The sequence below is a fragment of the Mycobacterium sp. GA-1199 genome, from assembly GCF_001500045.1.
Lineage (GTDB): Bacteria > Actinomycetota > Actinomycetes > Mycobacteriales > Mycobacteriaceae > Mycobacterium.
Genome location: NZ_LQIX01000006.1, coordinates 72906 through 88654 on the forward strand (window position 1 = coordinate 72906; position 15749 = coordinate 88654).

Below are 15749 nucleotides of genomic sequence, written 5' to 3' on the forward strand. Positions count from 1 at the left end.
GGAGGGCGTCCATGACCGCACCGGACCCTGATGTCGCCGCCGGGGCGGCTCCGGAAGCCGACCTCACCGGATGGGCCGCCGCGCCCTTCACCGCCGCCGGCTACACCCACGACGTCTACCGCAAAGGTGAGGGCCCGGGCGTGGTGCTCATCCCCGAGATGCCCGGCGCGCATCCCGGCGTGCTGGCGCTCGGCAACCACCTCGTCGAGGCCGGGTTCACCGTCGCGATTCCGTCGTTGTTCGGCACGCCCGGTGCGCCGCCGATGCGACCGGGCATGGTGCCGATCATGGTGCGCGGATGTGTGGCCAAGGAATTCGCCGCCTTCGCCACCAACGCCGACCGGCCCGTCGCGCACTACCTGCGGGCACTGGCCCGCGACCTCAACGCGCAGACCCCGGGCAAGGGGGTCGGGGTCATCGGCCAGTGTTTCACCGGCGGCTTCGCCCTGGCCGCCGCGGTCGACGACAGCGTTCTGGCGCCGGTGCTGAGCCAGCCGTCGCTGCCGTTGCCGCTGACACCGAAGCAGCGCAGGGACCCGGGGCTGTCCGAGGCCGAGCTGAAGGTCGTCGAGCGCCGCGCCGCCGACGAGGGGTTGTGCGCGCTGGGATTGCGGTTCAGCAAGGACCCGCTGGTGCCTGCCGAACGCTTCAAGACGCTCAAGGACCGGCTCGGCGACGCGTTCGAGGTGATCGAGATCGACTCGGCCAAGGGCAACGAACACGGATTCGGCGCGATGGCTCACTCGGTGCTGACGTTGGAACTGCGCCACCAGGAAGGGCATCCGACCGACGCGGCGCTCAAGCGCGTGGTCGCGTTCCTCAAGGAACGGCTGGTTTAGGTTTCTCCTGGGCCTTCGACTTGCCGCGCGCCTCCTTGATGCGACGACCCAACCACCAGAACGGGTTTCGGCGCTTGGGTTTCTCGTCGGCCGAGTCGGGCCGTCGCATGGGCACGCCCTTGTACTCCTCGAGGTAGACGCTGATTGTGGTGACGATGACGATCATCAGCACCGGTCCGATCACGATCCCCCACGCGCCGAACATGCTGATGCCGGCGAACACGGCGAGCAGCATCAGCGCGGCGTCCAGGCGGGCCTCGCGCGGCACCAGGATGGGTCGCAGGAAGTTGTCGATGTTGGTCACCACGATCAGGTGGAACAGGATCACGAACACGCCGCCGAAGATGTTGCCGAACAGGATCATTCCCACACCGAACGGGATCGTGACGATGCCGCTGCCCAACGGGATGACCGACAGCGCCGACAGCAGCACGGCGAACAGGAAGAAACCCTGATGGAAGCCCGCCAGGTAGATCGACGCGGCGCCCGCGACGCCCTGGCAGACCGCGATGACGAACTGGCCGAACACGGTGCCCTTGACCATCGCGCCCATTTTCGTCATGTAGACGTCGGTGATCCCCTCCCCGAGTGGGTTGAGTTGGCGGATGATCGCCACCACGCGTTCGCGGTTCGTCAGCAGCGACACGAACACGTACACGAACAGGATCGCGGCGGTGATTCCACCGAACAGGCCACCGGCAGCGCCCTGCAGCAGGCCGAGCAGCCACTGGCCGGCCTCCTGGGCGACCCGCGCCATCGAACTGCGCAGCGATTCCGGGGTGACCGTCGTGTCGATATACGGCACGCGGCGCAACAGGTCGTTGACGAACTGCAGCGCCCGATCCCCGAGCGCGGACAGGTCGGTGCGGCCAACCCACTCGGCCACCCGCTCGACCATGGTCGTGATCTGCACGACCGCCAGCGTGACGAACAGGCTCAGCGGCACGATCACCGCGGCGAACGCGGCCAGCACGGTCACCGCCGCCGACAGCCCGCGGCCCATCCGCTTGTTGAGCCGCGCGTACAGCGGCGAGAACAGGTACGCGGCCACCGCGGCGACCACGATGAGGATGAAGTACCCGCGCAGGAAGTAGGCGCCGAACGCGATCGCGATGACGGTCGCTATGGCCAGCGCGCGGCGTTGCGGCAGCGAGAACTCGGTACTCATTGCGGCTATGTCTACAGCGTGTCGGACCTCGCCTGCGCTTGTTTGGCGCGTTGGTCGGCGATGAATCGCATCGACACCCGGTTCATCACGGTCGGCGCGAGCCTCGCGAACATCCACTGGGCGTGCGCGATACGGGGTTTGACCAGGATCGGCTTGTTCTTCTCCACGGCGCGCAGCACGTCACGGGCCAGCCGGTCGGCGTCATAGGGTTTGCCGCCCTGGGCCTGCAGGAAGTAATCGCGGCCGACGAAGCCGCCGACGGAACCCTTGTCGAGGATCGGAGTCTCGACCGCGGCCGGGCACACCGCAAGCACCCCGACGCCGCGCGCGGCGGCCTCCGAGCGCAGCGCCAGGCTGAGCCCGACGACCGCGTGCTTGGTCATCACATAGCTGGTGACCTGCCCGGCCGCGGTGAGTCCGGCCATCGACGCGGTGTTGACGATGTGGCCGTGGCCCTGGCGCACCATCAGCGGATAGGCGGCGGCCACCCCGTGCACCACGCCGCGGATGTTGACGTCGATGATCGCGTTCCACTGATCCAGTGTCAGCAGTTCGGTGTCGCCGCCCCAGACGATCCCGGCGTTGTTGAACATCAGGTCGAGGCGCCCGGCCCGGTGGACCACATCGTCGACGGCGGCCTGTACCGCCTCCGCGTCCGTCACGTCGAGGCGGGCGGCACGAGCCCGTCCGTCCAGACCCGCCGCCGTGCGTTCGGCCGCATCACCGTCGACGTCGGTGCACACGACCTCGGCGCCCGCGTCGACCAGCGCCCGGCACAGCGCGGCGCCGATACCGGAACCGCCGCCGGTGACCAGGGCTTGCTTCCCGCTGAAACTCATTTCGGCTCAACAAGTTTCATGACGTGCCCCATCACATCGGGATAGCGCTTCAAGTGGGCGCCGCCGTTGAGGTCGAGCACCTCGCCGGTCAGCCAGGACGCCCTCGGTGAGCACAGGTACAGCACCGCTTCGGCGATGTCCTCGGGTGTGCCCGAGCGGCCCAGCGCGGTGTTCTCCACGTACTCCTCGACGACGCCGGGGACCGCGGCGGCCGGCGCGGTCAGCGGCGTGTGCACGAAGCCGGGCGCCACGGCGTTGACACGGATGCCGCGCGGCCCCCACTCGAGCGCGGCGACCTGGGTGAGCATCGACAGGCCCGCCTTGGCGGCGCAGTAGGCGCTCATCCCGGCGGCGGGCTGGCGTCCGTTGAGCGAGCTGATCGACACCAGTGCGCCGCCCTCGCGCAGGGTCCGGCCCGCGTGCTTGGCGACGATGAACGCGCCGTTGAGGCACACGTCGACGACCGCGCGGAAATCCTCGACGGCGAGGTCGGTGATCAGGCCGACATTGCTGAACCCCGCGCAGTTGACGACGACGTCCACGGGGCCGGTCTGCTCGAACAGCGCCTGTACCGAGGCCTCGTCGGTCACCTCGACGTGCGCGGCGGTGTGCGGGGCGCCGAGTTCGGCGGCGCGCGCTCGGGCGCCGTCGGCATCGCGATCGGCGAGCGTGACGCGGTCGCCTTCCGCGGCCAGCGTGCGCGCCGTCGCCCAGCCGATCCCCGACGCCGCGCCGATCACCACAGCCGCCCTGGCCGACCGCCCGTTGCTCATACAGTTGCCCTTTCGACAGCGAGTGGAACGCGTTTCAACTTAGCGGTTCGACAGGTTCAACCGGTGAGCGATCTGAAGATGAGCGGGTCCGCGGCGAATTCGGTCGCGTCGCGCGATGACGCCGATACCCGTCTAGTGTGCAACCAGATCGCTAAATCGCGGCTGTACTACGGTTTCGGCGATCCCAGCGCACACTAGACGTGTGCCGGTGGCCGCTCAGCCGTCGACGGCGTCGATGTGCGCGCGCACCAACGCCGGGTAGCGCTCGCGGTCGGGCCGGAAGATGTCGTGCGGCGAGTCGTCGAACACGTGCAGCGACGCCGAGGGGAACAGCTCCCGATAGCGGTCCCAGGCGGCGTCGGAGATCAACGGGCTGTTCGGGCTGCGCACCACCAGCAGCGGTGGTTGCCACCGCGCCAGCGGTTCCCAGAACGACTGCTTGCGCGCGGCGCCGAAGATCGCCTCTCCCGCCGCCCTGTTCACCCGGTCTCGCACCGGGGTGCCGCGCCATCGGCCGTCCAGCAGGAAAGTGGAGACCTCCTTCGGAAGCGTGATCTCCTCGGGCACGTAGTCGCCGATCGAGATCGAGCGGACCCTTTCGCGATGAGTGAGAGCCCAGGTCAGCGCGTAGGGGGTGCCCCGGGAGAACGTCATCAGGTGGACTGGACCGTCGGTGACCGCGTCCACCACTGCGCCGATGTCAGCTCCGAGAACCGCTGAGTCATAACCGCCTTCGGGTGCGCTGCTGCGTCCGTGCCCGCGCAGGTCGGCGACCACCGTCCGTCGGCCGAACAACGGCAGCACCTCGACGTAGTCGTCGGCGACGTCGGTGAAGCCGGGTATGAAGACGACCGGCGCTCCGCGGTCGGGCTCTCCGGAGTCGAGGTAGTGCAGACGAGCGCCCGCGTGGGTGGTGAACCGTGATGCGACCATCACCATCACCCTGCCCGGTGTCATCGCCCAGCGCTCGGTTATGTACGCAAATGTCGAGCGCGAACGTACGTAGCTGTGCGCTCGCGACCACGAATCGCCGCGAGGCGCGCCTCAGCCTTCCGGTGGGGCGGACGTGGCGACACTCACCGTCGGCTCCTTCGAGGCGTTCTTCATCTGGTGGAAGAGGTCGACGTAGTACGGCAGGCATTCGGCCATCGCCTGTTGCGTGGTGAACAGCGGCCGGTACCCAAGGTCGCGTTCGGCCTTGGCGATCGAGAAGTAGTTGTCGAGGTAAAGGCGTTCCACCCCAAGGGGTTCGATCATCGGCTTGGGCAGCCCGAACCGGAAATGCAGCCACTGCCACACGGTCATCGCGAACCACACCAGGCGCCCCGGTACGCGGATCTTCGGGTAGCGCTCGCCGCACGCTTCGACGACGGGCCTCGAGAACTCGAACATGTTGATCGGGTCGCCGTCGTTGATGAAGTAGGCCTGCCCGGGCGCGGTGCCGCCCGGGACGAGGTGCTGGGCGGCGAGGATGAATCCGTGGATCAGGTTGTGTACGTAGGAATTGTCGAGTTTGACGTTCTTGCCGCCGACGAGAACCTTGACGTGTCCGGCCAGCACACTCTCGAACACCTTGCGGAACATCGTCTGATCCCCGCGACCCCAGATGCCGCTGGGGCGGATCGAGCAGGTGAGCAAACCGTCGACTCCGTTGGCGGCCAGCACGAACTTCTCCGCGGCGACCTTGGTCTCGGTGTACAGGTCGTTGAATCGCTCTGTGTAGGGCAGGGTCTCGTCGCCACCCGAGATGGCCTTGCCGCCCATCACGACGCTGTTCGACGCGGTGTAGACGAAGCGCTTGACGCCGGCGGCGCGGGCCGCGCGCACGAGGAGTTCAGTGCCGGTGACGTTGATCGCGAAGCTGCGCTCGCGGCTTTGCCTGCTGACCGCGCCACCGCCCGTCAGGTCGATGATCGCCGCGGTGTGGAACACCGTGTCGATGCCGGCAACCGCGGCCGCCACCTGGTCGGGGTCGCAGATGTCGCCTTCGAGGGTCTCGAGCCCGGGCTGGGCCGGAAGCGGTGACGGCGCCCGGTCGAAGGAGCGGACCTCGTGTCCGCGCTTGAGCAGTTCTGCCACCAGGTTGGCGCCGACGAATCCCGAGCCTCCTGTGACGAGGACTCGGCCCAGTTCGGTGGTCAACGTTGAGTCACCCATGGCGAGCAGACTAACTGAAACGTGTTACAGTTTCGACCCCTCACATCGGGAATCGTTGCACTGTCAACTTTCGTCGCCGTCCTTTGAGGCCAGGGCCTCTTCGATACGCTTGTGGGCGCCAGCTAAGTGCTCTTCGCAGCGTTTGGCCAGTTCTTCGCCTCGTTCCCAGAGCTTCAGCGATGTATCCAAGTCGAGTCCGCCCTGCTCGAGCTGCTGGACGACCGCAACCAGCTCTTCGCGCGCTTCCTCATATCCCAATTCACTAATGGGCTTCATTTTCTGCCCCTTCCGGCCCCTCGCTGATCGCGGTGATCGCCCCGTCTGCCACCCGCACCCGCAGCCGAACACCTCTGGCGGCGTCCTCGGTGGTGCGCAACACGTGGGCGTCGGGCATCGTCTGCACCACGGCGTAACCGCGGGCCAGGGTGGCCGCCGGGCCCAGTGTGCTCAGCCGCGCCGCCAGATGTCCGATGCGATCGGTCTCGGTGGCCACCAGCCGGGTGACGTCGCGGCGGGCGGTCGTCCGCAGCCGGGCGACCTCGTCGGCGCGCGCGGTGATCGCCGCCAGCGGCTGCGCCAGCACGGGCCTGCTGCGCAACTGGTCCAGGGCGTGCTGCTCGCGGTGCACCCAGTTGCGCAGCGCGCGGCCACCTCGGCGGCACAGATCGGTGATGTAGGCCTGCTCGGCGGCGGCGTCGGGAACGATGCGCTTGGCGGCGTCGGTGGGCGTGGCGGCGCGCAGGTCGGCGACCAGGTCGCACAGCGGATTGTCGGGTTCGTGTCCGATCGCGCTGACCACCGGTGTCGTGCACTTGGCGATCTCGCGGCACAGCGTTTCGTCGTAGAACGGCAACAGGTCCTCGACGCTGCCGCCGCCGCGGGCGATGACGATCACGTCGACGTCGGGATCGGCGTCGAGACCGCGCAGCGCCTCGACCACCTGAGGGACCGTGTTGGGGCCCTGCACGGCGGTGTTGCGCACCGCGAACCGAACGGCGGGCCAGCGGCCGGTGGCCACCGAGATCACGTCGTGTTCGGCGTGGCTGCCGCGGCTGGTGATGAGCCCGATCATGTTGGGCAGGAACGGAATCGGCCGCTTGAGCCGCGGGTCGAAGAGACCCTCGGCGTGTAACAGCTGGCGCAGGCGTTCGATACGCGCCAACAGTTCGCCGACACCCACCGCACGAATCTGGTTGACCCGCAACGAGAACGAGCCCCGGCCCACGAAGAAGTTCGGCCGCCCGAGCATGACGACCCGGGTGCCCTCGGTGAGTTTCATCGGCGCGTTGAGCACCAGCTCGCGCGGGCAGGTGATCGACAACGACATGTCGACCGACGGGTCGCGCAGGGTGATGTATGCGGTGCTGGAGTTCGGCCGGGTCGACAGCTGAGCGACCTGCCCCTCGACCCAGACCGTGCCCAGTCGTTCGATCCAGTCTTTGATCTTCATCGACACGGAGCGGACCGGGAACGGGTGCTCCGGTGACTGGCCCTGCTCGACGTCGGTCATATTCGCAGCCCCGCTGGGCCGCTCACTTGGCTGACGCGCGGGTGATCCTGTTGGCGAGCAGCGTCTGGAACGGGGCGCGGCCCTTGGTGGCTTCCTCATAGGCCAGCAGCGCCTCGAGGTCGGCCACGCGCAGCGTGTTCAGCCGCGCGCGCAGCTGAGCCAGCGTCAGCGACTCGTAGTCGAGTTCGGTGACGATCTCGGGGGCCTCGCCGATCGCCAGTCCTTGGTCCTCGTCGTCTTGGTCGCTGCCGTTCTCTTGCGATGACGACCGCGGCTCACCGTTGCTGAACAGCGCGAAGCGGCCCTCGGTCATGCGTTCGCCGTCGCTGGCGGCGGCGGAGCTCGGCGGCTCTGAGTCGTCGACATCGTCGTCGAAGGTCGCCCACTCGGGCTGCTCGTCCTTGGGTGGGAAGATCGTCTCCAGCGTCTCGTCACCCTTGTTGACCAGGTCGGCGACGTCCTGCTGGAACTTCATCACCAGGTGCGCGAGCGAACTGACGACGGTCATCGGGTACATCAGGATGGTCTGGGGCAGCTTGCGGGTTTCCTCGATGGCGGTTACCGCCGCGCCAACCAGCAGACGGACCCCATACGGTGCGGTTGCCATGGTCACAGCCTACGGGCGACTTCTCGGCTGGTCTGGCTGGGCCGCGGATGCGTACCCTGGGAGCCATGCCGCCGACTGTCAACATGGGGATTCCGGGCGCCTCGAGCTCGGTCGCCGGTGGCGTGACCGGGAAACGCGTACTGCTGGCCGAACCGCGCGGGTACTGCGCGGGAGTAGATCGCGCCGTGGAAACCGTCGAGCGTGCGCTGGAGAAGCACGGCGCTCCGGTCTACGTGCGCCATGAGATCGTGCACAACCGGCACGTCGTCGAGACGTTGGCCAAGGCCGGAGCCGTCTTCGTCGACGAGACCGACGAGGTGCCCGAGGGTGCGATCGTGGTGTTCTCCGCGCACGGCGTCGCCCCGACCGTGCACCAGACCGCCAAGGAGCGCGATCTCAAGGTCATCGACGCGACCTGCCCACTGGTCACCAAGGTCCACAACGAGGCCAAGCGCTTCGCCAGGGACGACTTCGACATCCTGCTGATCGGCCACGAGGGGCATGAGGAGGTCATCGGGACCGCCGGCGAGGCGCCCGACCACGTCCAGCTCGTCGACGGACCGGATTCGGTGGACAACGTCACCGTGCGCGACGAGAGCAAGGTCATCTGGCTGTCGCAGACCACGCTCAGCGTCGACGAGACGATGGAGACGGTGCGTCGGCTCCGAGAGAAGTTCCCGACCCTGCAGGACCCGCCCAGCGACGACATCTGTTACGCGACCCAGAACCGCCAGGTCGCCGTCAAGGCGATGGCTCCGGAGTGTGAGCTGGTGATCGTCGTCGGTTCGCGGAACTCGTCGAATTCCGTGCGCCTGGTCGAGGTCGCGCTGGGTGCCGGATCGGACGCGGCCCACCTCGTCGACTACGCCGATGACATCGACCCCGCGTGGCTCGAGGGTGTGACGACGGTCGGCGTGACCTCCGGTGCGTCGGTGCCGGAAATCCTCGTGCGCGGCGTGCTGGAGCGGCTGGCCGAGTACGGCTACGACATGGTGCAGCCGGTGACGACGGCCAACGAGACGCTCGTGTTCGCGTTGCCCCGGGAGATCCGCCCCGCCCGCGCGTAACCCCATCGAGCGTGCGGTTCCCTGCGCGCTCGAGGCTAGATGTCGTACTCCCAGGAGTCGGCCTCCCAGCCGCGGGGGACGCGACGGCGCGTGCGGTACTCCGCGCGGTCGTCGGCTTCCTCTCCGCGGTAGCGCACCCGCGAGACCGGATGGTGGGTCCCGTTGCCCGACCCGTTGCCGTTGCTGCCGTTCCGGCCGTGCGGCTCGCGAGGCTGGTAGTCGTCGAAGCGACGGCGACGCTCGGGCCGGTCCGCGGTCCGGTCCTGACTTCTGCGGTCGTAGCCCGTGCGGCGTTCCGAGGGCGGAGGACCAGGCTGACGCGGGTTCGACGGGCGCGGCCTGCGTCGCGGCTCGGGGCCGGACGGTGGCTCGGCGTGTCTGCCGGAGCGAGCGCGGCGCGGACGCTCGGCGATCGGTTCGATGATCTCGGTGGCGGGAGGCCGCACATGGCGCGACCGCGACGGCGTACTGCGTCGGGCCGGCCGACCGCTGCGATCGGCGGCCGCCCTGCCGGTGCGCGCCGCCGCGCGGTCGGCGCGATCGGCCCGGCTCGCGCGGTCGGTCCTGCTGGCGCGGGTGGTCCGGCTGGCAGTGTCGCGGCGCTTGCGGCGTGGCCGGGCGGCGACCTCGTCGTCCTCGTCACGGGGTTGGCGCGCGAACAGCGACGAGATCTTGGCCGCCGATGCCGTCACTGCGGCCGCGACGGTCGTGGCCAATGCCGGCTTGTCCGCCTCGGTGTCCTCGGTGGCGGCGGGAGATGTGCGACGGTTCGACATTCCGACGTACCAGCGGCACATGCCGATCAGCAGCACGGCCGCGGAGGTGAAGAACATCAGGGGAAAGCGCTCGATCAGCGGATAGCCGCAATTGATCGCCAGGTCCTTGACCCCGGTGAACTGGCCGCCGGTGAAGAGGAAGTAAGAGCCCGGCACGCTGACGAACAACAGCAGCGGCGGCTGGATGACCGCGGTGAACACCGCTTGCTGGCGGACCGCGAGTACGGCAGCGAGGCAGCCGAGGACATAGCACGCGGCGAACACCGAGCTGAGTTCCCTGCTGCCCGATCCAGCGTCGAACGCGAACCCGATCGTTGTCAGGGTGACCGCGATCAGCACGCCACCCCACCCGGGCACACCGGGAAAGTTGGGATGCGCGGAGCGGTGGTCGGCGACGACGGCCGACCGTGCGCGCTGTGCTGACACAGGTAGACCGTACCGGCTTTGGCTCCGTGTGGCTGTCAGCGCGGTTCTGGCGTGCCCGTCCCGGTCTCCTAGACTCTGGACCCTGTGAGCTTGAACCTGGGAATCGTCGGCCTGCCGAACGTCGGGAAATCGACGTTGTTCAACGCGTTGACGCGCAACGACGTCCTGGCGGCCAACTACCCGTTCGCCACGATCGAACCCAACGAGGGTGTCGTTCCGCTGCCCGATCCGCGACTGGCCGAGCTCGCCAAGATGTTCGGGTCGGAAAAGATCGTTCATGCGCCGGTCACCTTCGTTGATATCGCCGGGATCGTCAAGGGCGCCTCCGAGGGCGCGGGATTGGGCAACAAGTTCCTCGCCAACATCCGCGAGAGCGATGCGATCTGCCAAGTGGTACGGGTGTTCAGCGACGACGACGTGGCGCACGTCGACGGCCGCATCGATCCGAAATCCGACATCGAGGTGATCGAGACCGAGTTGATCCTGGCGGATATGCAGACGCTGGAGAAGGCGCTGCCGCGGCTGGAGAAGGAGGCCAGGACGCACAAGGAGCGCCGACCCGCGTATGAGGCCGCCGTGGCCGCGCAGGATGTCCTCAACGAAGGAACCACGTTGTTCGCCGCAAGAGCCGACGTCGCGCCGCTGCGGGAGTTGAACCTGCTGACCACCAAACCCTTCCTGTACGTGTTCAACGCCGACGAGTCGGTGCTGACCGACGAGGCTCGCAAGGCGGAGCTGCGCGAGCTGGTCGCACCCGCCGACGCGGTCTTCCTGGACGCGAAGATCGAGGCCGAGCTGCAGGAGCTCGATGACGAGTCGGCCGCCGAGCTGCTGGAGTCCATCGGCCAAACCGAGCGGGGGCTGGATGCGTTGGCGCGGGCCGGCTTTCACACACTGAAGTTGCAGACGTTTTTGACCGCGGGACCGAAAGAGGCCCGCGCGTGGACTATTCACCAGGGCGACACCGCGCCCAAGGCGGCAGGTGTGATCCACACCGACTTCGAGAAGGGCTTCATCAAGGCCGAGATCGTCTCCTACGACGACCTGATCGAGGCCGGCTCGATGGCCGCCGCGAAGGCAGCGGGCAAGGTGCGGATGGAAGGCAAGGACTACGTCATGGCCGACGGCGACGTCGTCGAGTTCCGGTTCAACGTGTAGGGCGGTAGAGCCGCCGCTCGCTGATTCCACTGCGACCGTGGCGGCGTTAGGGTTACCCGATGATCGGTAATGAGGATGCCGATGGCGGGGGCGAGGCCGATCGGCGTACCGCTGAGATGGACAACCGCGAGCACGCCCTTGAACGACGCGAGTCTGAACAGTCGCGGCGCGAGCGGGTGTCCGACGAACGCGACCGACTAGCCGACGAACGGGACCGTATTGCCGACGATCGCGAGCAGGCGGCCGATGAGCGCGAGCAGCGTGCGGATGAGCGTGAAGGTGCCAGCGAACAGCGTGAGCGCGATCGATTGCAACGCGTCGCCGACAGGGAAAGTCGCTCCAAAGCAGCTGAGATACGGGACGAGGCCGAGATCCGGCGCGCGGTCGCAGAGACCCGGCGGTCGATCGGTGAGAGCCCGTCGTAGCGAGGCTGACGAACGGCGACGTGGTCGAGTTCCGGTTCAGTGTGTAGTGGTGTTCCAGGTGAACATCTGGTGCCGCTTGCCACGAGTCGCGCTAGAATTCTGTACATGACGACGCTGCCGTTGGCGGAAGTCCGCGCGAACCTGTCGAAGCTCGTCGATGAAGCGGTACGCACCCATCGACGTATCGAAGTGACTCGGCAGGGGCGTCGCGCGGCAGTGATACTGAGCGCCGACGATTACGACTCGATCATGGAGACGCTCGCCATCCTCAGCGACACGGATTTGATGCGCAATGTGCGAGCGGCCGAGGAAGACGACGAGATTTTCACGTTGGAAGAAGTGACTGAGGAGATGCGCGCGGCCGGCCGGCTCCCGCGTTGACGTACCGGATCGAGATGACCAGGGCGGCGAAGCGGGCTCTGACCGAAGAGCTGCCCGAATCGGTTGCTGTCGCGTGTTGGGAGTTCATCCGAGGACCACTGGCCGACAATCCCCATCGGGTAGGTAAGCCGTTGCGCGATCAGCTCGAAGGCCGATACTCGGCGCGGCGCGGCCAATTTCGGGTCATCTACCAGATATTCGAAGACCGTGTGGTCGTCCGCGTCATCCACATCACCCACCGTCGTGACGTTTATCGGTGAGGTCATCCGTCGAGTTCGAGTTCCGCTTCGACGTGTAATGGTGAGCTTATTGGCTCACAGGCCCTTATCGCTCAACCAGCCGGGGATGTGATCGGCCACCGCGTGCCAGCCTGCGTCGACCATCATGTTGTGCCCCATCCTCGGAAAAAGAACCGCCTCAGTGCTATAGGCACGTGCGGTGGAGCGAACCTCTTCGTTCGAGATCAGTCCGTCATCTTCGCCCCCTAGAACGAGGAGCGGCGTTGTGACCCGGTTCGTATCGGGCAGACTGAAGACCTGGTCGATGAAGACGGCGCGCATGCTGTCCGGCTCGACCCGATTCGCGCAGGACGCCACGATGTCAGGCGGAGTGTGTGGGGTGAAGAGAATGTCGCGTGCCAACGCCGGAGTGTTGAAGATTTCGTGTGCCTGGCCGATCGTGTTGGCGCGCATCGCAACCCACGGGTGTTTCCTCCATACCCGCAGAGACGCACGCAGGATGCCCTGTGGCGGAGTCGATGCCATCAACACGCCCGCCGGTGCGCTACGAGACTCGAGGTACTTCTGCACGAGAAAGCCGCCCGTCGAGTGGCCCACGAGGATCGGCGCGCACCCCAAGCTGCCGTGCAGCGGCCCTTGTCGATGACTTCGAGCATCGGCGGCCACCTCGCCCGTCTGGCCTGGGGGTCAGCGTCATCCTAGTGCGTGCCTACCGATGCGGCGGAAGGTCAAACAAAGACGTGCTCGAGGCTCACACGGAACGCGCTACTCGTACCGAATGCGACCGTCGGCGTGCACTTTTGGATGACGATTCCGCGGAGCAATCCGGCTTGCTCTCCGGCGACCTCAATTGCAGCCTCGTCCTCTTGTTAGCTTGGGCACTGCCGAACCTTTAGCCAGATCCGGCGTTGATGCAACGGGTGCGAGCTCTCGATTCAACGGTGGCCAGACGTTAAATTCGGGGGTATGGCTGAAGACTGGCGCATAGACCGGGTCGACGAGATTCGCTCATTGATCAAACATGCCGAACCCGATGTCGTCGAGGAGATCAAGTGGCGAAAGCCATCGAACCCCGATGGCGTTCCGGCGTTCTCGCTGGACGGGCTCATCTGCACGCTGGAGATGTACAAGGGCAAGGTCAAGGTGAACTTCGCCAAGGGCTCGTCCATCGACGACCCCGATAAGCTTTTCAACGCGAGCCTGCAGGCACCGGTGGGGCGGTCGATCGACCTACGCGAAGACGACGAATTGGATCCAAGTGCGTTCAAGGCCCTGATCAATCGGGCCGTCGAGGTCAACCGCAGCAATAAGGCGTCGAAGCGCCGCAAGTGAGGCTAGCTCTCGCGCATTCGTAGGCCAGCCGGAAACGGCCCCAGCATCGAGCTCGCAGTACTACACTCCGTAGTACGCAACAAAGGGGTTGGATGCGGTGGCGCGGGGTCAGTCACGTGGAGTTCGCGGTCTGGACTACAGGCCGTCGGCATCAACCACATCGCGCTGTGGGCGCGAAGCCGCAAAGAAGTCGACCGCTTCTACCGCGATTGCCTGCTCACACGCGATTTACCGGTCACCGGCCCGCTCCGGGAGATCCGCAGTACTGGCCCGGCTACTACGCGGTCTCCTTCGACGACCGGATCAACGGCATCCACTGGGAACTGGCGTAAGTACCCAAAATGCCGGCGCCGCACCATGTCTGGTCGTCCCACCGAGCGTTGCGGGTGTTCACCAAGTCCAGATCCGACGTGGCCAAGACCGTTCCCGGAGTCACGTGGCAAGCGCGGCAGACCCTTCCGTGCTAGTGAACACCACCGGGGATGGCCACCCGCACCGAGCCGTCGCACGCCTCAGGGGCGGCACCGGTGACACGCACGGAGCCGTCGCACAACCGCGATTGCGGACTGGTGGCGCGCACCGAACCATCCCCGGGCGCAGCGACATCCGAGTACTCGAACGTCAGCTGCGGATGCGGTGACGGGGCTGCATTGGCGGCACCCGCGGTGAGTCCCGCGGCCAGACCGATACCGCCCGACAGCAGCGCCCCGATCATCATTTCCTTCACGCTGTGGGTGTTCATGGCTGTCCTTTCGGTGAGGGCTCCGCGCCGTGTCGCGTCGCCGGTGCGATGAGTACAAGGCGCCGGGCGCGCTACCGATCCCAAGAATCGCGATCGCCGAATCGGGTTCAATATTGGTGATGAAACGCACGGATACCGCATCGCGGGTGGTCAAGGCACCGCTGAGCCGCGTCTTCGAGGCACTCGTCGACCCCGAGGCGCTCGTCGAGTGGCTGCCGCCGTCGGGGATGACCGGCCGATTCGAACACTTCGACGCCCGGCCCGGCGGTTCCTACCGGCTGATCCTGAGGTACAGCACTCCGCCCGCGCAGGGTGGCAAGAGCGACGCCGGCTCGGATGTCGTTGAGGGGCACTTCGTCGAGATAGAGCCCGATGACCGAGTCGTCCATGCCGTCGACTTCGGCTCTGCCGACGCGGCTTTCGGCGGAACGATGACGATGACGTGGACGGTGACGAGGGTGGACGGCGGTACGCGGGTCGAATTGCGCGCCGACGACGTGCCGGTCGGTATTTCGGCGGCCGATCACGCGGATGGGATGAATTCCTCGCTGGAGAACCTCGCGGCCTACCTCGACAGGCGGCAGACCGTGTTTCGCGCCGAGTGATCGGCGTGCCAAGTGATGCAAGCACGATGCATTGTGAGAATTCGCGCGCATCAGGTTTGAACGGTTTCATCGGGGTAAACACTTGCTCGCGAGCTAGGGGGGTGGACTCGATGTCCATGGTCGACTAGCTCCGACACACAAAAGGAGCAACACAATGCACAAATCACTGGCGGTTGGCGCCGTGACTCTCAGTTTGCTTTTCGGCGGCGCCGGCGTCGCGAATGCGACTGATATGACCGTGCCCGCAACGACCACCACGACGGTCGCTCAGGAAGTCGAGCACGAGCAGGAGAGCGACAACACCGGCCTGTGGGGGCTCGCGGGGCTGCTGGGCCTGCTGGGCTTGCTCGGACTGAAGAAGCGCAAGGACGCCGACTACCCGGCCGTCCGCAACACCGGCACGACGAATCCGCCGCCGCCGCGCGCGTAGCGGATCACCGATCCACGAGCCCCCGCCAGGCACGCGACCTGGCGGGGGCTTCTCGAGCGTCGATAAGGCAGAATCGCGCACGTGACGCAGCCGCCGCACCGCCCTGGTCCGCCTGACTGGCGTCGTCGTGGCGCGCCGCCACCCAACCCGGCGCAGCGGCGCCCGCCGCCGCGGCCACCGGAGCCACCCACGCAACCGTCCCCGACGCAACACGACCAGCCGACCGAACAGCTCCGCTCCCCACGGGGGCGCGCGGATGTCGGTCCGACACAACG

At 66.9% G+C, this 15749-nt stretch carries 21 protein-coding genes; 10 read left to right on the forward strand and 11 right to left on the reverse strand.

Annotated features, from left to right (window positions below):
• Positions 1 to 11: 11 nt before the first annotated feature.
• Positions 12 to 839, forward strand: a complete 828-nt coding sequence (locus tag AU198_RS06115) for a dienelactone hydrolase family protein (protein ID WP_064346623.1) — start codon at positions 12 to 14, stop codon at positions 837 to 839.
• Here AU198_RS06115 and AU198_RS06120 read toward each other — a convergent pair.
• Genes AU198_RS06120 through AU198_RS06130 form a run of 3 tightly spaced genes read right to left on the reverse strand, consistent with a single transcriptional unit; the run spans position 820 to position 3619 of the window.
• Complete coding sequence (locus AU198_RS06120; RefSeq protein WP_064346625.1) at positions 820 to 2007, reverse strand: AI-2E family transporter; 1188 nt, start codon at positions 2005 to 2007, stop codon at positions 820 to 822. The two genes, AU198_RS06115 and AU198_RS06120, sit on opposite strands and share 20 nt — an antisense overlap.
• An 11-nt stretch (positions 2008 to 2018) precedes the next feature.
• Entirely contained in the window at positions 2019 to 2846 is an 828-nt protein-coding gene (locus tag AU198_RS06125) for an SDR family oxidoreductase (RefSeq protein WP_064346627.1), read from the reverse strand.
• Positions 2843 to 3619: an SDR family NAD(P)-dependent oxidoreductase gene (locus AU198_RS06130; RefSeq protein WP_064346629.1), complete on the reverse strand. Its 777-nt coding sequence runs from the start codon at positions 3617 to 3619 to the stop codon at positions 2843 to 2845. The genes AU198_RS06125 and AU198_RS06130 overlap by 4 nt, the downstream gene beginning before the upstream one ends.
• Before the next feature lie 63 nt (positions 3620 to 3682).
• On the opposite strand from AU198_RS06130, the gene AU198_RS26790 reads away from it, so the two are divergent.
• A complete protein-coding gene (locus AU198_RS26790; protein ID WP_286141435.1) occupies positions 3683 to 3817 on the forward strand; it encodes a hypothetical protein in 135 nt (44 codons plus the stop codon).
• Between the two features lie 18 nt (positions 3818 to 3835).
• Here the strand turns inward: AU198_RS26790 and AU198_RS06135 are convergent, their stop codons facing one another.
• From AU198_RS06135 to AU198_RS06155, 5 genes are all read right to left on the reverse strand, one after another.
• Positions 3836 to 4552, reverse strand: coding sequence for an alpha/beta fold hydrolase (locus AU198_RS06135; RefSeq protein WP_064346731.1), 717 nt, complete (start codon positions 4550 to 4552; stop codon positions 3836 to 3838).
• Between the two features lie 111 nt (positions 4553 to 4663).
• Complete coding sequence (locus AU198_RS06140) at positions 4664 to 5776, reverse strand: 3-beta-hydroxysteroid dehydrogenase (protein ID WP_064346632.1); 1113 nt, start codon at positions 5774 to 5776, stop codon at positions 4664 to 4666.
• Between the two features lie 63 nt (positions 5777 to 5839).
• Positions 5840 to 6052 carry an exodeoxyribonuclease VII small subunit gene (locus AU198_RS06145; protein ID WP_064346634.1) on the reverse strand — a complete coding sequence of 71 codons (213 nt, stop codon included), beginning with the start codon at positions 6050 to 6052 and terminating at the stop codon, positions 5840 to 5842.
• Entirely contained in the window at positions 6039 to 7286 is a 1248-nt protein-coding gene (xseA, locus tag AU198_RS06150; RefSeq protein WP_064346636.1) for an exodeoxyribonuclease VII large subunit, read from the reverse strand. The genes AU198_RS06145 and xseA overlap by 14 nt, the downstream gene beginning before the upstream one ends.
• 22 nt (positions 7287 to 7308) lie before the next feature.
• Positions 7309 to 7893 carry a lipid droplet-associated protein gene (locus tag AU198_RS06155; RefSeq protein WP_064346638.1) on the reverse strand — a complete coding sequence of 195 codons (585 nt, stop codon included), beginning with the start codon at positions 7891 to 7893 and terminating at the stop codon, positions 7309 to 7311.
• Between the two features lie 65 nt (positions 7894 to 7958).
• Between AU198_RS06155 and AU198_RS06160 the strand changes: the two genes are divergently transcribed.
• A complete protein-coding gene (locus AU198_RS06160; protein WP_064346640.1) occupies positions 7959 to 8960 on the forward strand; it encodes a 4-hydroxy-3-methylbut-2-enyl diphosphate reductase in 1002 nt (333 codons plus the stop codon).
• Positions 8961 to 8995: 35 nt separating this feature from the next.
• Here AU198_RS06160 and AU198_RS06165 read toward each other — a convergent pair whose 3' ends face one another.
• Entirely contained in the window at positions 8996 to 10162 is a 1167-nt protein-coding gene (locus tag AU198_RS06165) for a DUF6542 domain-containing protein (RefSeq protein WP_064346642.1), read from the reverse strand.
• A gap of 84 nt (positions 10163 to 10246) precedes the next feature.
• Here AU198_RS06165 and ychF point away from each other — a divergent pair, with 84 nt between their 5' ends.
• The 4 genes from ychF (at position 10247) to AU198_RS06185 (ending at position 12386) form a co-directional block, all read left to right on the forward strand.
• On the forward strand, positions 10247 to 11320 hold the full coding sequence (gene ychF / locus AU198_RS06170) for a redox-regulated ATPase YchF (protein ID WP_064346644.1): 1074 nt from the start codon (positions 10247 to 10249) through the stop codon (positions 11318 to 11320).
• Positions 11321 to 11436: 116 nt separating this feature from the next.
• Positions 11437 to 11745, forward strand: coding sequence for a hypothetical protein (locus AU198_RS06175; RefSeq protein WP_064346732.1), 309 nt, complete (start codon positions 11437 to 11439; stop codon positions 11743 to 11745).
• 105 nt (positions 11746 to 11850) lie between these two features.
• Positions 11851 to 12126 carry a type II toxin-antitoxin system Phd/YefM family antitoxin gene (locus AU198_RS06180; RefSeq protein ID WP_082690883.1) on the forward strand — a complete coding sequence of 92 codons (276 nt, stop codon included), beginning with the start codon at positions 11851 to 11853 and terminating at the stop codon, positions 12124 to 12126.
• A 14-nt stretch (positions 12127 to 12140) separates the two neighbouring features.
• Positions 12141 to 12386, forward strand: coding sequence for a type II toxin-antitoxin system RelE family toxin (locus AU198_RS06185; RefSeq protein ID WP_064346646.1), 246 nt, complete (start codon positions 12141 to 12143; stop codon positions 12384 to 12386).
• Between the two features lie 54 nt (positions 12387 to 12440).
• Here the strand turns inward: AU198_RS06185 and AU198_RS06190 are convergent, their stop codons facing one another.
• On the reverse strand, positions 12441 to 13031 hold the full coding sequence (locus tag AU198_RS06190; RefSeq protein ID WP_082690884.1) for an alpha/beta hydrolase: 591 nt from the start codon (positions 13029 to 13031) through the stop codon (positions 12441 to 12443).
• Positions 13032 to 13331: 300 nt separating this feature from the next.
• Here AU198_RS06190 and AU198_RS06195 point away from each other — a divergent pair, with 300 nt between their 5' ends.
• Positions 13332 to 13697 (forward strand): DUF1801 domain-containing protein, encoded by a 366-nt coding sequence (locus AU198_RS06195; protein WP_064346649.1) that lies wholly within the window; start codon positions 13332 to 13334, stop codon positions 13695 to 13697.
• Positions 13698 to 14160: 463 nt separating this feature from the next.
• Here AU198_RS06195 and AU198_RS06200 read toward each other — a convergent pair whose 3' ends face one another.
• Positions 14161 to 14439: a hypothetical protein gene (locus tag AU198_RS06200; RefSeq protein WP_064346651.1), complete on the reverse strand. Its 279-nt coding sequence runs from the start codon at positions 14437 to 14439 to the stop codon at positions 14161 to 14163.
• A gap of 119 nt (positions 14440 to 14558) precedes the next feature.
• On the opposite strand from AU198_RS06200, the gene AU198_RS06205 reads away from it, so the two are divergent.
• Together AU198_RS06205 and AU198_RS06210 are read left to right on the forward strand one after the other, a co-directional pair.
• Positions 14559 to 15044: an SRPBCC family protein gene (locus AU198_RS06205; RefSeq protein ID WP_064346735.1), complete on the forward strand. Its 486-nt coding sequence runs from the start codon at positions 14559 to 14561 to the stop codon at positions 15042 to 15044.
• Between the two features lie 154 nt (positions 15045 to 15198).
• The gene (locus AU198_RS06210) at positions 15199 to 15474 is read left to right on the forward strand and encodes a WGxxGxxG family protein (protein WP_064346652.1); all 276 of its coding nucleotides are present in this window, start codon (positions 15199 to 15201) and stop codon (positions 15472 to 15474) included.
• Positions 15475 to 15749: the final 275 nt, after the last annotated feature.